The sequence below is a fragment of the Gilliamella sp. CG16 genome (assembly GCF_046635785.1).
Classification (GTDB): Bacteria; Pseudomonadota; Gammaproteobacteria; order Enterobacterales; family Orbaceae; genus Gilliamella; species Gilliamella apicola_I.
This window is the reverse complement of sequence record NZ_JBIDFL010000002.1, coordinates 307,012-323,358: the sequence shown is the minus strand read 5'-3', so window position 1 is coordinate 323,358 and position 16,347 is coordinate 307,012. Positions and strand designations below refer to the sequence as shown.

Annotated in this window: 14 protein-coding genes; 8 read left to right on the top strand and 6 right to left on the bottom strand. The window is 35.1% G+C overall.

The window, feature by feature from the left end; genetic code table 11:
- Positions 1-136: 136 nt before the first annotated feature.
- On the top strand, positions 137-2,773 hold the full coding sequence (locus ACGH47_RS04005) for a filamentous hemagglutinin N-terminal domain-containing protein (RefSeq protein ID WP_411622815.1): 2,637 nt from the start codon (positions 137-139) through the stop codon (positions 2,771-2,773).
- Between the two features lie 142 nt (positions 2,774-2,915).
- Here the strand turns inward: ACGH47_RS04005 and ACGH47_RS04000 are convergent, their stop codons facing one another.
- A complete protein-coding gene (locus tag ACGH47_RS04000; protein WP_267351721.1) occupies positions 2,916-3,515 on the bottom strand; it encodes a CHAP domain-containing protein in 600 nt (199 codons plus the stop codon).
- 162 nt (positions 3,516-3,677) lie between these two features.
- On the opposite strand from ACGH47_RS04000, the gene yccX reads away from it, so the two are divergent.
- From yccX to ACGH47_RS03975, 5 genes are all read left to right on the top strand, one after another.
- The gene (yccX, locus tag ACGH47_RS03995) at positions 3,678-3,956 is read left to right on the top strand and encodes an acylphosphatase (protein ID WP_267351719.1); all 279 of its coding nucleotides are present in this window, start codon (positions 3,678-3,680) and stop codon (positions 3,954-3,956) included.
- Positions 3,957-4,057: 101 nt separating this feature from the next.
- On the top strand, positions 4,058-4,621 hold the full coding sequence (lptC, locus tag ACGH47_RS03990; RefSeq protein ID WP_065559062.1) for an LPS export ABC transporter periplasmic protein LptC: 564 nt from the start codon (positions 4,058-4,060) through the stop codon (positions 4,619-4,621).
- A gap of 3 nt (positions 4,622-4,624) precedes the next feature.
- Positions 4,625-5,185, top strand: coding sequence for a lipopolysaccharide transport periplasmic protein LptA (gene lptA / locus ACGH47_RS03985; RefSeq protein ID WP_065559063.1), 561 nt, complete (start codon positions 4,625-4,627; stop codon positions 5,183-5,185).
- A 1-nt stretch (position 5,186) separates the two neighbouring features.
- The gene (lptB, locus tag ACGH47_RS03980) at positions 5,187-5,912 is read left to right on the top strand and encodes an LPS export ABC transporter ATP-binding protein (RefSeq protein WP_411622814.1); all 726 of its coding nucleotides are present in this window, start codon (positions 5,187-5,189) and stop codon (positions 5,910-5,912) included.
- Positions 5,912-7,327, top strand: a complete 1,416-nt coding sequence (locus ACGH47_RS03975; protein ID WP_411622833.1) for an RNA polymerase factor sigma-54 — start codon at positions 5,912-5,914, stop codon at positions 7,325-7,327. Before lptB ends, ACGH47_RS03975 begins: the two co-directional genes overlap by 1 nt.
- A gap of 323 nt (positions 7,328-7,650) precedes the next feature.
- Here the strand turns inward: ACGH47_RS03975 and leuD are convergent, their stop codons facing one another.
- The 4 genes from leuD to leuA form a co-directional block, all read right to left on the bottom strand.
- Positions 7,651-8,253, bottom strand: a complete 603-nt coding sequence (gene leuD, locus ACGH47_RS03970; protein WP_267351714.1) for a 3-isopropylmalate dehydratase small subunit — start codon at positions 8,251-8,253, stop codon at positions 7,651-7,653.
- 10 nt (positions 8,254-8,263) lie between these two features.
- Complete coding sequence (leuC, locus tag ACGH47_RS03965; protein WP_411598938.1) at positions 8,264-9,673, bottom strand: 3-isopropylmalate dehydratase large subunit; 1,410 nt, start codon at positions 9,671-9,673, stop codon at positions 8,264-8,266.
- 68 nt (positions 9,674-9,741) lie between these two features.
- Positions 9,742-10,821, bottom strand: coding sequence for a 3-isopropylmalate dehydrogenase (gene leuB, locus ACGH47_RS03960; RefSeq protein WP_411622813.1), 1,080 nt, complete (start codon positions 10,819-10,821; stop codon positions 9,742-9,744).
- 69 nt (positions 10,822-10,890) lie between these two features.
- The gene (leuA, locus tag ACGH47_RS03955) at positions 10,891-12,438 is read right to left on the bottom strand and encodes a 2-isopropylmalate synthase (RefSeq protein ID WP_267351710.1); all 1,548 of its coding nucleotides are present in this window, start codon (positions 12,436-12,438) and stop codon (positions 10,891-10,893) included.
- Positions 12,439-12,886: 448 nt separating this feature from the next.
- Between leuA and nfsB the strand changes: the two genes are divergently transcribed.
- Positions 12,887-13,531, top strand: a complete 645-nt coding sequence (nfsB, locus tag ACGH47_RS03950; protein ID WP_267351708.1) for an oxygen-insensitive NAD(P)H nitroreductase — start codon at positions 12,887-12,889, stop codon at positions 13,529-13,531.
- A gap of 53 nt (positions 13,532-13,584) precedes the next feature.
- Here the strand turns inward: nfsB and ACGH47_RS03945 are convergent, their stop codons facing one another.
- Positions 13,585-14,442, bottom strand: coding sequence for a hypothetical protein (locus tag ACGH47_RS03945; RefSeq protein ID WP_411622812.1), 858 nt, complete (start codon positions 14,440-14,442; stop codon positions 13,585-13,587).
- A gap of 230 nt (positions 14,443-14,672) precedes the next feature.
- On the opposite strand from ACGH47_RS03945, the gene ettA reads away from it, so the two are divergent.
- A complete protein-coding gene (gene ettA / locus ACGH47_RS03940; RefSeq protein ID WP_267351704.1) occupies positions 14,673-16,340 on the top strand; it encodes an energy-dependent translational throttle protein EttA in 1,668 nt (555 codons plus the stop codon).
- The last annotated feature ends 7 nt before the right edge of the window (positions 16,341-16,347 follow it).

The following is a 16,347-nucleotide window of genomic DNA, read 5'->3' as shown; positions in this document are numbered from 1 at the left end:
ATATTAATAAAAGATAAAAATTCTTAAGTTTTAATTACTGTGTCAAATTTTTTCAATATTCACTGAACTTTTATTTATCTAAAAATTAGCTGTATATAACTTAATGCATTAACAATTGATGAAAGGTGGAAATAATATGAATAGAAATTTATATCGAATTATTTTTAATAAAGCTCGAAATGTATTTATTGTTGTATCCGAACTGGTTAAATCGCATCAAATGGTGGCAAGTAATAAAAATAAAGTTGGAATAATTCATCAAAAACACGGTTCAATTTACCCAGCAAAACCCTTCAAAATAAAACCTTTAATATTTATATCGTATATCGCATTGGGAATGGTTAGTCTGATTGCTAGCTGTTATGCTAGCAATATTGTCGTAGACAATACAGCCGACCGTAGTCAACGCCCCAATATTTATCAACATTCTGACGGTATCAAAATAATTAATATTACTAATCCATCGAGTAGTGGGGTTTCACATAATAAATATACTCAATTTGATGTATCCAAAAAAGGAGTGATATTAAATAATGGAACAGATCGATATAAAACGCAATTAGTGGAGTTTGTTAACCCAAATATATTACTCGCACAAAGCGCTAAAGTCATTTTGAATGAAGTCAATTCACCTAATATTAGTCAGTTGAATGGATACATTGAAGTGGCCGGTCCAAAAGCACAAGTGATCATTGCCAACCCAGCGGGTATAACCTGTAATGGATGTGGTTTTATCAATGCTGACCGAGCAACTTTAACAACCGGTAAACCGCTAGTAGAAAACGGAAAATTGACTGGGTATCAAGTTGAACGTGGACATATTTATGTTACGGGTCAAGGCTTAAAAAATACCGGGCAAGATTATACGGATATCATTGCTCGAAGTGTGAAAATTAATGCTGAATTATGGGCTAATAAAGAAATTAATGTGATAGCAGGTCAAAATAATGTCGGTACAGATTTAAGCTTTACTGAGAATAAAAAAGATGAAATCTATCAAGATAGATTTAATTATGGTATTGATGTATCTGCTTTAGGTGGCATGTACGCAGGTAAAATTACATTGAGTGCAAATGAACAAGGTGTCGGTGTGCGTAATTCAGGAACGTTGGGCGTAAGTGCTGGAGACCTTAACATCAATGCCAATGGTATCATTATTAATAACAATTATATGACGGCAAAGGACTCAATCAATTTTAATAGTTCTGAAATAAGAAACAATACGACTATAGAAAGTGGAAAAAATCTTAATATACAAAGTCAATATGTAGAAAATTTCGGTAAGATTTCCGCTGGAGAACAATTTACTGCTGATAGCGGTTATATATTAAATACAAATGATATCAAATCAAAAAATGTTCAACTTAAAGCTCAATATGTTAAAAATTATGGTGTTATTGAAGCAAGTAATGATATAACTATGAAAGCTAACAACACGTATAATGCAAACAAAATATTGGCGGAAAATAATATTGCCCTATCTGGTTACACTATTTTTAACGACAAACAAAGTTTGATTCAATCACAGAACCAAAACATCCAACTAAATTCTAGTATTTTTGAAAATCAAGGCACGATAAAATCATATCATCTTTATGTAAATAGTGATGACTTTATAAATAACAGCACTGGAAATATTGAAATTGGTAAATATATTAATATAAAGGGGTCGTCATTTAAAAATTATGGTTTAGTTAAGTCTTCAGTTGATTTAGATAGTTCGGTAATTCATTTGAATAACTATGGAAAACTTTTATCCGATCGCATTAATATAAACGCTTTTTACTTTATAAATGCAGGGAAAGGTGAGTTAACAGCTAATTCAATATCTTTAACTGGTTCAAATTTAGAAAACTACAATGTAATATATGGAGGTGAAAATTTATCTATTTCTGAAAAAGAATATCTTTACAATCAAGGAGAACTGAATTCAAAAGGGGATCTGTCCATTTACGGCAAAATTTTCAAAAATGACTGGAATGGTAGGATTACTTCTTACAATATATCACTATCAAGTGAAAAACTTGAAAATCATAATTTAATTGAAGGGTATAATAACTTAACAATTAACGCTACTGATTTATATAACCAAGGCGAATTATCATCTTTTAAATCAGCGTTGATAAGTCAAGGCTATTTCAAAAATGATTGGAATGGATTCGTTAAAGGTAGCAATATCACGATTACTGGAAAAAATTTTGAAAACCATAACCAAGTTACTGCAGAAAAGTTATTAAGTATAGATTCAACAAAAGTTTATAATCAAGGAACATTAGCTTCTGAACAAACCTTAAATACCAATTCAGATTATTTAATAAATGATTGGAAAGGTCAAATGCAAGGATATGATATCAATATTTCAGGAGAAAAGTTTGAAAATAATAATATTGTTGATGTATACAAAACAATGTCTATAAAATCTAAGGATGTTTATAATCAAGGAAAACTTATTTCTGAACATACGATAGATTTAACACCAACTAAACTGTTCAATGATTGGAACGGTGTAATTATTGCTGGATTAGGATTATCAATATCAGGTAACGAATTTGAAAATCACAATCTAGTTAGATCTAACACTGTACAGAAAATTGATGTTGATAAAGTTTATAATCAAGGTCAACTAATTGGGGATAAAGAGCTTTATATAAAAGCAAAAAAAGTTAATAATGATTGGCACGGTAAAATTTATGGTATTAATATTTATGTTGATGTTCCTGAACTAATCAATAATGGATTGATTATTGGAGATATCAAAAGTAAAGAGTTATAAGTAAATTATTGAACTGCTTTTTTACAAGAAACAATAACGATCCTAGTTTATTGATGGAAAAAACTGGGATCGTAATTAACTATTTATATAAATTATAAATAGTTTTTAAATTTATATTCTCTTAATAATGATTAATTTAACATTAATTTTTACGCAGATAGCCTAAAACCCGAAATGAATCAATCTTCCATAGACCGTCTTTATAAATTAAAGGAATCGTTTCACGAGAGCTAGCATTAGGACCAGGGTTTTGCTGGACAATTTCTATCTCATTATCGCTGACTTTACTGATAATAGCGACATGACCATATCTGCTCCATCCCATGACAATGATATCCTCAACTTGAGGTTTTGACCCTGAACCATTGTGATATTGCAGTAGATTACGTTTGGGATTGATTTTTCCGTCGGCGATAGAATCATCAAAAAAATCTTTCGCATGACCATAACTATCTGGCATCTTATGATCAAAGCGCTCATAGTAATAACGCTTAATAAATTCGACGCATTGGTATTTCAAACCGAGATTATATCCATCTTTAGACGTATTGCGTCCACTCACATTACCTACATGACCATTATAGTAAACTTTGACACCATTAAATTCATCGACAACAACGCCTACTTTATCTGTATCAACCAGAAAATACGCATAAATTTGTTGACAAAAAAGGTAGCTACTTAATGACAAAATCAACATAATTAAAAACAAACTTTTTTTATATTTGAAGAGTCGTTTCATTGTTATTCCTTATTTAATCATTTGAGTATTTAGGTTTTGTTTTTTATTCATCATAGCTTTTTATCAATAAAAGTAAAATATATAAAATATGAATATATTGATTCAAATATCAATATAACTTCATTATTATTGACTAAGAAAATAGTCGTATAAGGTTGTGACATGATAAGACTAATTAAAATTATAGTAAGTGGTTCGGTGCAAGGTGTCGGTTTTCGTTTTTTTACTTATCAACAAGCAGTAAAAATAGGCTTAGTGGGTTATGTTAAGAATTTAGAAAATGGTGCCGTTGAAATAATTGCACAAGGTAATAATCAACAGATTTCACAGCTAATACTGTGGTTAGAGCATGGTGGACCGCGATCTGCTCGCATTACCCAAATTAATATGAGTGAATTACCACTCCAAGAAAATTTAACTTCTTTTAATGTCAGATATTAATTTAATGAAAAATGCAGTAAAATATCTTAAATTTCTGGCTTAATTAAATAATATTTTTTCCTAACTTGTGATTAACTTTATGAGCGTAATTGACTTCTGTTATGAATAAAAAAAACTTAATCTGTATTTTACTTCTCATTATTGTGATTGGCGTTTACTATAATTATCAGAAAGATAATGATGTTGTCACTCAACCTATTACAGATTTATCTAATACGCCTATTTATCAAAGTGATGAAATGATAACTAAAATTTATGATTTATCAGGAGAAATTATTTATAAAATTGAATCAGCACATGTCCGTTATTTTGATGATACGGATAATACCGAATTTGATTTACCTAATTTTACCCTTTATGATGCCGATCATGTTGCCACTTGGCATATTAAAGCAAAAAAAGCAACCTTGACTGATGATAAATTGATTTATCTTTATCAGGATGTTCAGTTAGATAATCTTGTGCCAGATGCTCAATTGCAACAAGTAAAAACGGATAAAGCGGTGGTTGATTTAAATACACAACATGTCACATCTAAAGACCCTGTAATACTCAAAGGCATTGGATTTTACTCAACAGGCATTGGGTTAGATGGTGATTTACAAGCCAAAACGGCTAATATCCTTGAAAATATAAAAACGTATTATAATACTGAGGCAAAATAAAAAATGAGTTCGCAAAAAAAAGTTATTCTTCCATTATTTTTACTATTATCTGTGTCATTTTGTTGTTTTGCGGATCAATCCAATATTCAAATTTCAAATGAAAATCAAGAACAAACGCCAAAAACAACAATTAACAATAAACCGATTGCTATTGATGCCGATAATCAACAAATTGATATTGAAAAAAATACCATTACTTTTAGTGGTAATGTGAATATTGTTCAAGATGAATTAACTATTATTGCAGATAAAGTTGTTATTACAGATATGCAAGATTCATCAAAACAAAAAATCACTGCTTATGGCAAACCAGTAAAGTTTAAGCAAATCTTACCTGAAAAAAATAAAATTGTAACAGGTCACGCTTCACAAGTAATCTACAGCGTTAAAGACAATAAGGTAACATTGCAAGGTAATGCCCACATGTATCAACAAGATAATCATGTTAGCAGTGAACTCATTACTTATGATGTCAAAAAACAATACATTACTGCACATTCAAATAATAACGCACGAGTTAAGAGCACTATCTTACCTAATCAAGTAAAAGAGATGAATAAATAAAATGTCAATATTAAAGGCAGAAAATTTAGCCAAAGTTTATAAAAAACGGCGCGTTGTGGAAGATGTGAGCTTAACAGTCAATTCGGGCGAAATAGTCGGATTGCTAGGGCCTAATGGCGCAGGTAAAACAACCACATTTTATATGGTCGTTGGTATAGTGGCGTTAGATGCGGGTAAAATCTATCTGGATGACGATGATATTAGTATTTTACCATTACATGAACGTGCTCAAAAAGGAATAGGTTACTTACCTCAAGAAGCCTCAATTTTCAGAAAACTATCTGTTATTGATAATATCATGTCGATTTTAGAAACTCGCCGAGACATAGATAAAAATGAAAAATTAGAAAGAGCAGAAGAACTGCTTGAAGAATTTCATATTACGCATATTCGGGATAGTATTGGTCAATCTTTATCGGGTGGTGAACGGCGACGAGTTGAAATTGCCAGAGCTTTAGCGGCTAATCCAAAATTTATTTTGTTGGATGAACCTTTTGCTGGCGTTGACCCGATTTCAGTAATTGATATTAAAAATATAATAAAACATCTACGTGATCGTGGACTTGGTGTTTTAATCACTGATCACAATGTACGTGAAACTTTAGATGTCTGCGAAAGAGCTTATATCGTCAATAAAGGTCATTTGATTGCCGATGGAACACCAACTAGTATCTTAAGTAACGAATATGTCAAACGCGTTTACTTAGGAAATGAATTTAGACTATGATAAAACCTAGTTTTCAGCTGAAAGTATCCCAACAATTATCGATGACGCCACAATTACAACTTGCTATTCGATTACTTCAGTTGTCAACGTTGGAATTACAACAAGAAATTCAAACCGCACTTGAAAATAATCCTTTATTAGAAATTGCTGAACACTATGACGAAATTAACGTTGACGAAAGTGCGGTGACTGAAAATTTAGATACCCGTGACGCATTAGATAGCCCAGAAATACCTGAGGATGTACCATTAGATGCATCCTTAGATGATATTTATTCAGCTGGGACGCCGTCTGGTACTTATTCGGATTATTGTAACGATGAATTACCTATCTATCAGGGTGAAACTCATGAAACGCTATACGATTATTTGAAATGGCAACTTGATCTTACCCCTTTTAGCGAGACTGATCGCGCCATTGCAATTTCAATCATTCAAGCCATTGATGATCGCGGTTATTTAACGGCGACAACTCAAGAACTGCTTGAAGCGCAAGGTAATGCTGAAATAGAGCTTGATGAAATTGAGGCTGTTTTAAAGCGGATTTGGCATTTTGACCCAATTGGCGTGGGAGCCAGAACGCTACAAGAGTGTCTGTCAATTCAAATTCAATATTTAGATGCCCCAAAATTAGTTAAACAGATAATTGATAATCATTTGGAATTATTGGCAAGCCGTGATTATCGAACATTGAAAAAATTACTCAATGTGAGTGAGGAACAACTTAAAGCATCGATTGAATTTATCAAGCATTTACATCCTTATCCTGGTGACCTGCTGAATACGACGCAACCTGATTATGTTGTTCCCGATGTACTAGTTAAAAAAGTGGCGGGTAAATGGCAGGTTGAGTTGAATACTGATACCATACCCAACCTACGCATTAATCAACACTATGCGAAAATGGCAAAATCGGCTAATGATAGCGATAGTCAATATATTCGTGCAAATTTGCAAGAAGCGAATTGGTTTATAAAAAGTATTGAAAGTCGCAATGAAACTTTATTCAAAGTGAGTCAATTTATTGTTGAACATCAACAAGCTTTTTTTGAGCATGGAACAGAGCAGATGAAACCGTTGATTTTATCTGATGTTGCCACGGCAATTGATATGCATGAATCCACTGTTTCGAGAGTAACATCGCAAAAATATTTGCAATGTCCGAGGGGAATATTTGAACTCAAGTTCTTTTTCTCCAGCCATGTTAATACGGAATCAGGTGGCGAAGCCTCATCTACTGCAATTCGAGCTTTAATCAAAAAATATATTTCAGCAGAAGACCGAAAAAAACCGTTAAGTGATAGTAAGTTAGTCTCAATATTTGAAGATCAGGGTATTATTATTGCACGCCGTACCGTCGCCAAATATCGAGAAGCGTTATCTATTCCACCGTCAAATCAACGTAAACAACTTTAGTTATACCGTTAATTTTATTCAATTATCATTTAGGGAGTGATATCTTTACTGACTGGTGATGAAGCACAATCTATCAACCATTGAAAATGATTGCTAGATTGTTTAATTGAATTCACTCATCTTGATGATTTATTGTCGTATTCTTTGTTACTTTTTATTCCTTATGAACAATTTATAGTCATAATTTTCTGATGTAAAAATAAGTTGCGGAAGTATATATTATATTGGTCATCTAAGTGAAATGTTCTTGGGTAACTTATTTTAAAAAAAGGTGATATATCATCGCTTAAATAGTAATAAGCGATGATATCTTCATTAAGAGTTTATGCTAAAAAAGAAGGGATTTTATGTTCAAATGCACTGATTGCATCTTCATGTTGTAGCGTTAAACCAATATTATCTAATCCATTTAATAAACAATGGCGTTTAAAAGCATCAATTTTAAAAGGATATTGCTTATCGCCTGCAATCACGACTTCGTTAACCAGATCGATAGTAAATTCGATTCCTTCATTGGCTTCAACAATTTTGAAAAGTTCATCAATGTCTTCTTCTGACAGATTCACTAACAATAGTTGATTGTTAAACGAGTTGTTATAAAAAATATCGGCAAAACTCGAACCGATAATCGTTTTAAACCCATAATCTGCTAATGCCCATGGTGCATGCTCACGGGATGAACCGCAGCCAAAATTTTCACGTGTTAATAAAATACTGGCGCCTTTATAACGAGGTTTATTTAAAACGAAATCAGGATTAGGTTGTTCGCCAATATCATCTAAAAAACGCCATTCATGAAAAGCATGTTTACCAAATCCAGTGCGAGTCACTTTTTGTAAAAATTGTTTTGGAATAATCGCATCGGTATCAACATTAGCCGCATCTAAAGGAACGACTAGTCCTGTGTGTGTTGTAAATTTTGCCATGACCGTCTCCTTAAAATGGTTTGCGAATATCTGTAAAATAGCCAGTGATTGCTGCTGCGGCTGCCATAGCAGGACTGACTAAATGCGTTCTGGCGTCTCGACCTTGTCGCCCTTCAAAATTACGATTACTGGTCGATGCACAGCGATCCCCCGGTGCTAATTTATCATCATTCATGGCTAAACACATTGAACAACCAGGTAGACGCCACTCAAAACCCGCATCGATAAAAATCTTATCTAAACCTTCGGCTTCAGCTTGTTGCTTCACAGGCCCCGAACCAGGCACCACTAAAGCTTGCACGCCGTTAGCGACTTTACGTCCTTGAGCAATTTTTGCCGCGGCACGGAGATCTTCAATTCGAGAATTAGTACAGGATCCAATAAAGACTTTATTAATCTTGATATCACTCATTTTTGTCCCTGCGGTTAATCCCATATAGGTTAATGCACGCTGAGCAGACTGTTTTTCAATGGGATCGGCAAAATCATTTGGATTTGGCACGGCGGCATCAATGGATGTGACCTGTCCGGGATTGGTTCCCCAAGTGACTTGTGGGGCAATATCTTTGGCTTCAAGAGTAACAACACGATCAAAATGTGCACCGTCATCGGTTTTTAAGGTTTTCCAATAATCTACCGCTTTGTCAAAATCGTCCCCTTTTGGTGAAAATTGGCGACCTTTTAAGTATGCAAAGGTGACTTCATCGGGTGCTACCAGACCAGCCTTAGCTCCCATTTCAATTGCCATATTACATAGTGTCATACGGCCTTCCATTGATAAGGCTTTAATGGCCTCACCACAAAACTCAACGACATGCCCTGTGCCACCAGCACTGGTTGTCTTACCGATAATGGCTAAAATAATATCTTTAGCGGTAATGCCGTCGGCCACTTGACCTTTCACTTCGATTCTCATGGTTTTAGCACGACCTTGTTTTAAGGTTTGCGTTGCTAATACATGTTCAACTTCTGATGTGCCAATACCAAAAGCGAGTGCGCCAAATGCGCCATGTGTTGCGGTATGTGAATCCCCACAAACTATTGTCATACCGGGTAATGTCATCCCTTGTTCTGGGCCGACAACATGGACGATACCTCGCAATGGACTGTGTAGCCCATAAAGTGAAACACCAAATTCTTCAGCATTTTTGGCAAGTTCAGTTAATTGAATTTGAGCCATTTCGCTACATGCATTTAAATCATTACTTTTGGTTGAGGTATTATGATCCATGGTTGCAAAGGTTTTATGGGGTTGTCTCACTTTTCGATTCATCGCCCGTAAACCATCAAAAGCTTGAGGTGAGGTCACTTCATGAACTAAGTGACGGTCGATATATAAAATAGGTGTTTCATTTGGCGCTTCATACACAACATGCGCATCATATAATTTTTGATACAATGTTTTTGGGTTTGTTGACATTGCTTTATTCCTTTATTGTTATCCTGAAGATTAACCGAATTTTTTCAACTTAAGCATATTAAATTTTGTTAGATAAAACGGCAGATAGCATCGCCCATTTCATCGGTTGAAACATACTGACCGCCTCGAGCTAAATCAATTGTTCTGATGCCTTGTTCCAGCGCTTGATTAACTGCATTTTCAATTGCTTTAGCAATATCATCACGTTTTAAGCTATAACGGACTAATAATGCTAAAGAGAGTATTTGGGCGGCTGGATTGGCAATATTTTTTCCTGCTATATCGGGCGCACTACCACCGGCAGGTTCATATAACCCAAAACCTTGCTCATTTAGACTCGCAGAAGGTAGCATTCCCATTGAACCGGTTATCATGGCACATTCATCCGATAAAATGTCGCCAAATAGGTTTGAACATAAAATCACGTCAAATTGTGAAGGGTCTTTCACCAGTTGCATAGTGGCATTATCAATATACATATGTTCAAGCGTGACATCGGGATAATCTTTAGCAATTTCAGTGACAACTTCTCGCCATAATATTGATGTTTGTAAAACATTGGCTTTATCTACCGAGGTGACTTCTTTACGTCTAATTTTAGCTGCTTCAAAAGCCATTTTTGCGATACGTTCAATTTCAAATCGATGATAGACTTCGGTATCATAAGCTCTTTCTTGGGCACCTGTGCCTTCACGTCCTTTGGGTAAACCAAAATAGATTCCGCCAGTTAATTCCCGCATACATAAAATATCAAAGCCACGTTTAGCAATGTCTTCACGTAAAGGACAAAGTTCTTCTAAACCTTGATAAAGACTTGCTGGTCGCATATTAGCAAATAATTTGAAATGTTTACGTAGTGGTAATAATGCACCACGTTCTGGCTGTTGATCAGGGGGTAAATGTGTCCATTTAGGCCCGCCAACAGATCCAAACAATATGGCATCGGCTTTTTCACAACCTTCAAGTGTGTCATTAGGTAGTGGACAGCCATGAATATCAATCGCTGCGCCACCCACATCGTATTCACTTGTGGTAATAGAAAGTTGATATTTTTGACGGATAATATCAAGCACTTTATAGGCTTGTTTCATGACTTCTGGCCCAATTCCATCCCCAGGTAATACTGCAATATGGTAATTTTGTGACATGTTTTTATTCCTTAACAATCTCATTAAAATTGGTTATTTTGTTCCTGATGAACAAAACAAGATTCGTTCTCAATCATGATGTAATTTTTGTTTTTCCTCGGCAACTTGGTTTGCTCGATAAACATTATTCAAGACATTTATCAATGCTAAAGCTGACGAATGCACAATATCGGTAGCTAGCCCAACGCCGTGAAATTTTCGACCTTTATATTCAGCAACAATATCAACCTGACCTAGCGCATTTTCGCCTTGACCTTTTGATGCCAATTGATATTTAACAATTGAAATAGGTTCGCCAGTAATACGATTTATTGCTTGATAAACGGCATCGACGGGGCCATTACCAGTTGCTGCATCAGAGAATTTTTGATCACCAATAATTAAGCTTACTGATGCAGTCGATACGACCGTGGAACCTGATTGAACATTAAAGTAATCTAATTTGTAATGATCTTGTTCATCTTTCAATTGATTAATGAATATTAATGCTTCAAGATCATAATCAAAAACTTGTCCTTTTTTGTCTGCCAATTCAAGAAAAGCTTCATAAACTTGATCTAAATTATAGTCTGTATCATGGTAGCCTAATTCTTCTAATCGATGTTTAACGGCTGCACGCCCTGATCGTGAGGTAAGATTTAATTGAACTTGATTTAACCCAATTGATTCTGGGGTCATGATTTCGTAGGTTTCTCGGTTTTTTAGAATACCATCTTGATGAATACCGGATGAGTGCGCAAAAGCATTACTGCCAATAACGGCTTTATTCGCCGGTATTGGCATATTGGTAATTTGACTGACAATTTGACTGGTACGATAAATTTCTTGATGATTGATATTAGTATGAACATTTAGGATATTTTGACGAACTTTGATCGCCATAATCACTTCTTCCAAAGCGGTGTTTCCTGCTCGTTCACCTAAACCATTCATCGCCCCTTCAATTTGCCGAGCACCTTCTTGAATCGCGCTAATCGAGTTAGCCACCGACATACCCAAGTCATCATGACAATGAACAGAGATAATCGCTTTATCAATGTTCGGGACACGTTCAAATAAGGTACGAATAATGCCACCAAATTGATAAGGAACAGTATAACCGACAGTATCTGGGATATTGATCGTCGTTGCCCCGGCTTTAATTGCCGCTTCAACGATCCGACATAAGTTATCAATTGGGGTACGACCTGCATCTTCACAAGAAAACTCCACATCATTAGTATAATTACGTGCACGCTTAATGCAGTGCACAGCCCTGTCAACGACATCATCAAATGTCATTTTTAATTTATCTTGTACATGTAACGTCGATGTTGCCATAAACGTATGAATGCGAAACTGATCCGCAACTTTCAATGCTTCAGCTGCAACATCAATATCCTTATCAATACAGCGTGATAGCGCACAAACCCGGCTATCTTTAATGGTTTTTGCAATGGTTTGTACCGATTCAAAATCACCGGGAGATGAAACAGGAAAACCAACCTCCATAACATCAACTCGCATTCGTTCTAAAGCTAATGCAATTTGCAATTTTTCTTTTACACTTAGACTTGCTTGTAATGCCTGTTCGCCATCACGTAATGTTGTATCAAAAATAATGACTTGGTTGCTCATTGTTTTTTCCTTTTCTTATTTAGCGCTATCTCGGTGTTTAGCGTTATAAAACAAAAAACCCGCACTTTAGCGCGGGTTCTTGTTAATTTGTCGAGTATTTTATATTTAAAACTTTTACTCCAAACACAAGCTATCCGCGCAAGACAATGCGAGGAGGAGGCTGAGGTTGTGAGTTAAAAAGTTAATAAACATAAAAATCTCTAAATTCAACAGTTATACAAAATAAATTGGTGTTATTTTTATCAAATGCTGATGAATGTGTCAACGATTATTTGTCAATGAATAAAAAATATTCTAAACTAAAATTGTCTATGCCTTATTCTAACTATTATTCTCGACTAATTTTCAAAGTTCGTCCTATCAAAATAATATATTGAGCGTCTTATCATTCTGGTTATACTATTTCTTATGGTATTAATTATTTAAATCATTAATTAAGGACATTAAAATGAACATAGTTGAAATTTCAGAAAAACGTTATACCACAAAACATTATGATCCAACTAAAAAAATTCCGGCTGAGGTGATTGAACAACTTTTAACAGTATTAAGAAACAGTCCATCTTCGGTTAACTCTCAACCGTGGCATTTTTATGTTATTGATAACGAAGCCACTAAAAATAAAATTTTGCCAGCAATAGCTGATTTTAATCAACCACGTGTCACCGGCTCATCACATACTATTGTTTTTTGCATTAAAACCCCGTTGGATGAAGCCCATTTAGTCAATCTCCTTAATCAAGAAGAGAAAGACGGACGTTTGCCTTCGGCGGAATTAAAGGCGTCTCAAGATCAGGGTCGACGTTATTTTGTAAATTTAAACAGCAAGACACCTGAATCGCAACAGTGTTGGGAAGGTAAACAAGCCTATATTGCGTTAGGGCAATTGCTTTTTGCCGCTGCGGCAATTGGTGTGGATTCTACTGCAATAGAGGGTTACGATTCTGCAAAAATGGATGAAATTTTAGATCTTAAAAACAAAGGATTGAAAAGCATTGTGGTTGCAACATTAGGTTATCGTGCTCAAGATGATGGTAATGCGCATCGTCCTAAATCACGTCTGCCGAAAGATCAAATCTTCACCTTCTTATAATCTGATTAACATCCCACCTCGTATTAGGTGGGATGAGTAAAAAGGGTATGGTATTACTTCTCTGAATAATTGTTATAGTGTTTCAGTTTCTCTTCCAGCACTTGTTGTTTAAAAGAAAACTCTTCATAAAAAAAGAAATAACCCATATCTTGCTGTATAAAAAACGCATAACCTTTTGGTGTTTTCTCGATTTTGAAAAATTCAGCATAGTTAATATTAAAATAATTTTCTACTCTTTTTTGGTAATTGAATGCTATATGATCATTATAAAAAATACAGGTCATACTGCGAAAGCGTTCATTTAATGTTAAAACCTGTTTTCTTGCTTGCTGTTTAAGACTAAAATTAAGTATCGTAGGTAATAAAATAATAGCTAATATGAAAGCTAATACAGACAGTGGCAAATTTTTTATAATTGCCGCCAACAAACCTAAAACGGAAAAGAAAATAGATAAAGTCAACGTAGTTTTGTAATGATTGCGAGATATATGACGAAATAAAACATATAATCGTTGATAGTCAAATTGATAATTTATCGTTGCTATTTCGGGTTGTTGATTTTTGCTTAAATAAGGAGCCAGATAATCTTTTAGCAGCAGTAACTCATCCTGTTGAAACAGATCATAACGAACAAATTCAAAAATTATCTTGTTACTAAAAAAAAATAACCCAGTTATGGTTTCTTTTATTTGATATAGATCAGAGTAATAGAAAGTACTGACTTCGTTTTTATCGTTATTTAGCCTCACTATTTTTTCATTATCGAAGGTGAAGGTTAAATTACGCATATTATCAGCAATTGAATCATCTATTTTTTGTGTAAACTCATCATCCAAACAATCTTGCAGCGCGTAATAAGTATCGACAATATATTGTCGATCAATATGGCAATTAACTGTGATGTTACTCATTCTTGCTCCTAAAATGGTCTTTATCACTCATACTGTCAATTTAATAGGTTATTAATTATATATAAAACCAATTATATTGCATGTTAAACATAAAGGAGAGTGAATAAATCTAATCAATTCGACAAATAACCCTAGACCCCATTGACAGAATCGTTACAATATACGGCATGACTTTTATAGCAAGTAAAATTAACTTGGCTATGATTAATTTAACAAACGGATGATGTTTTATGGCGCAATATGTTTATACCATGAATCGTGTTGGGAAGATTGTTCCTCCTAAACGTTATATTTTAAAAGATATCTCTTTAAGTTTTTTCCCTGGTGCTAAAATTGGTGTTCTTGGCTTAAATGGGGCAGGTAAATCGACATTACTACGAATTATGGCAGGAGTGGATACCGAAATTGAAGGTGAAGCTCGTCCACAGCCGGACATAAAAATAGGTTATTTACCGCAAGAACCTAAACTTGATCCTAAGCAAACTGTACGTGAAGCAATTGAACAAGCTGTTGGTGATGCCAAAAAAGCATTGGCTCGTTTAGATGAAGTTTATGCGGCTTATGCTGATCCAGATGCTGATTTTGACAAATTAGCCAAAGAACAAGCTGAACTTGAAGCAATTATTCAATCGCAAGATGCGCATAATCTGGATAATCAATTAGAACGAGCTGCCGATGCGCTACGCCTGCCTGATTGGGATGCAAAAATCGAAAATTTATCGGGTGGTGAGCGTCGCCGTGTTGCTATTTGCCAGTTATTGCTGGAAAAACCGGACATGTTATTAATTGACGAACCGACTAACCATTTAGATGCTGAATCTGTGGCATGGTTAGAACGCTTTTTACATGACTATGAAGGCACTGTGGTCGCTGTAACCCATGACCGTTACTTCTTAGACAATGTTGCTGGTTGGATTTTAGAGCTAGACCGAGGCGAAGGTATTCCATGGGAAGGTAATTACTCATCTTGGCTTGAACAGAAAGATCAGCGATTAGCGCAAGAAGCGGCAACCGAATCTGCTCGCCGTAAATCGATTGAAAAAGAGCTTGAATGGGTACGCCAAAATCCAAAAGGTCGCCAAGCAAAAAGCAAAGCCCGTCTAGCCCGTTTTGAAGAGCTTAATAGCAACGATTACCAAAAACGTAATGAAACTAATGAACTCTTTATTCCGCCTGGGCAACGTTTAGGTGATAAAGTTATCGAAGTGCAAAACTTAACTAAATCCTATGGTGATCGAGTATTAATCGATAATCTGTCATTTAGTATTCCTAAAGGGGCGATTGTTGGGATCATTGGTCCAAATGGTGCGGGTAAATCGACGCTATTTAGAATGCTATCGGGTAAAGAACAACCAGATTCAGGAACTATCACATTAGGTGATACCGTACAACTTGCCTCTGTCGATCAATTCCGTGACAGTATGGATGATAATAAGACTGTTTGGGATGAAATTTCAAATGGGCAAGATATTATGCGTATTGGTAACTTCGAAATTCCAAGCCGTGCCTATGTTGGTCGCTTTAATTTTAAAGGCGTTGATCAGCAAAAAAGAGTTGGTGAGTTGTCTGGTGGTGAACGTGGTCGGGTGCATTTAGCTAAGTTATTACAAGTTGGTGGTAATGTACTATTACTGGATGAACCAACCAATGACTTAGATGTCGAAACACTGCGAGCACTGGAAAATGCGTTATTAGAGTTTCCGGGCTGTGCATTAGTTATTTCGCATGACCGTTGGTTCTTAGATCGTATTGCAACCCATATTTTAGACTACCAAGATGAAGGGCATGTGGAGTTCTTTGAAGGTAACTTTACCGAATATGAAGAGTGGAAAAAACGGACTTTAGGGGCAGAAGCCTTAGAGCCGAAACGTGCCAAATACAAACGTATAGCAAAATAGGTTGTAT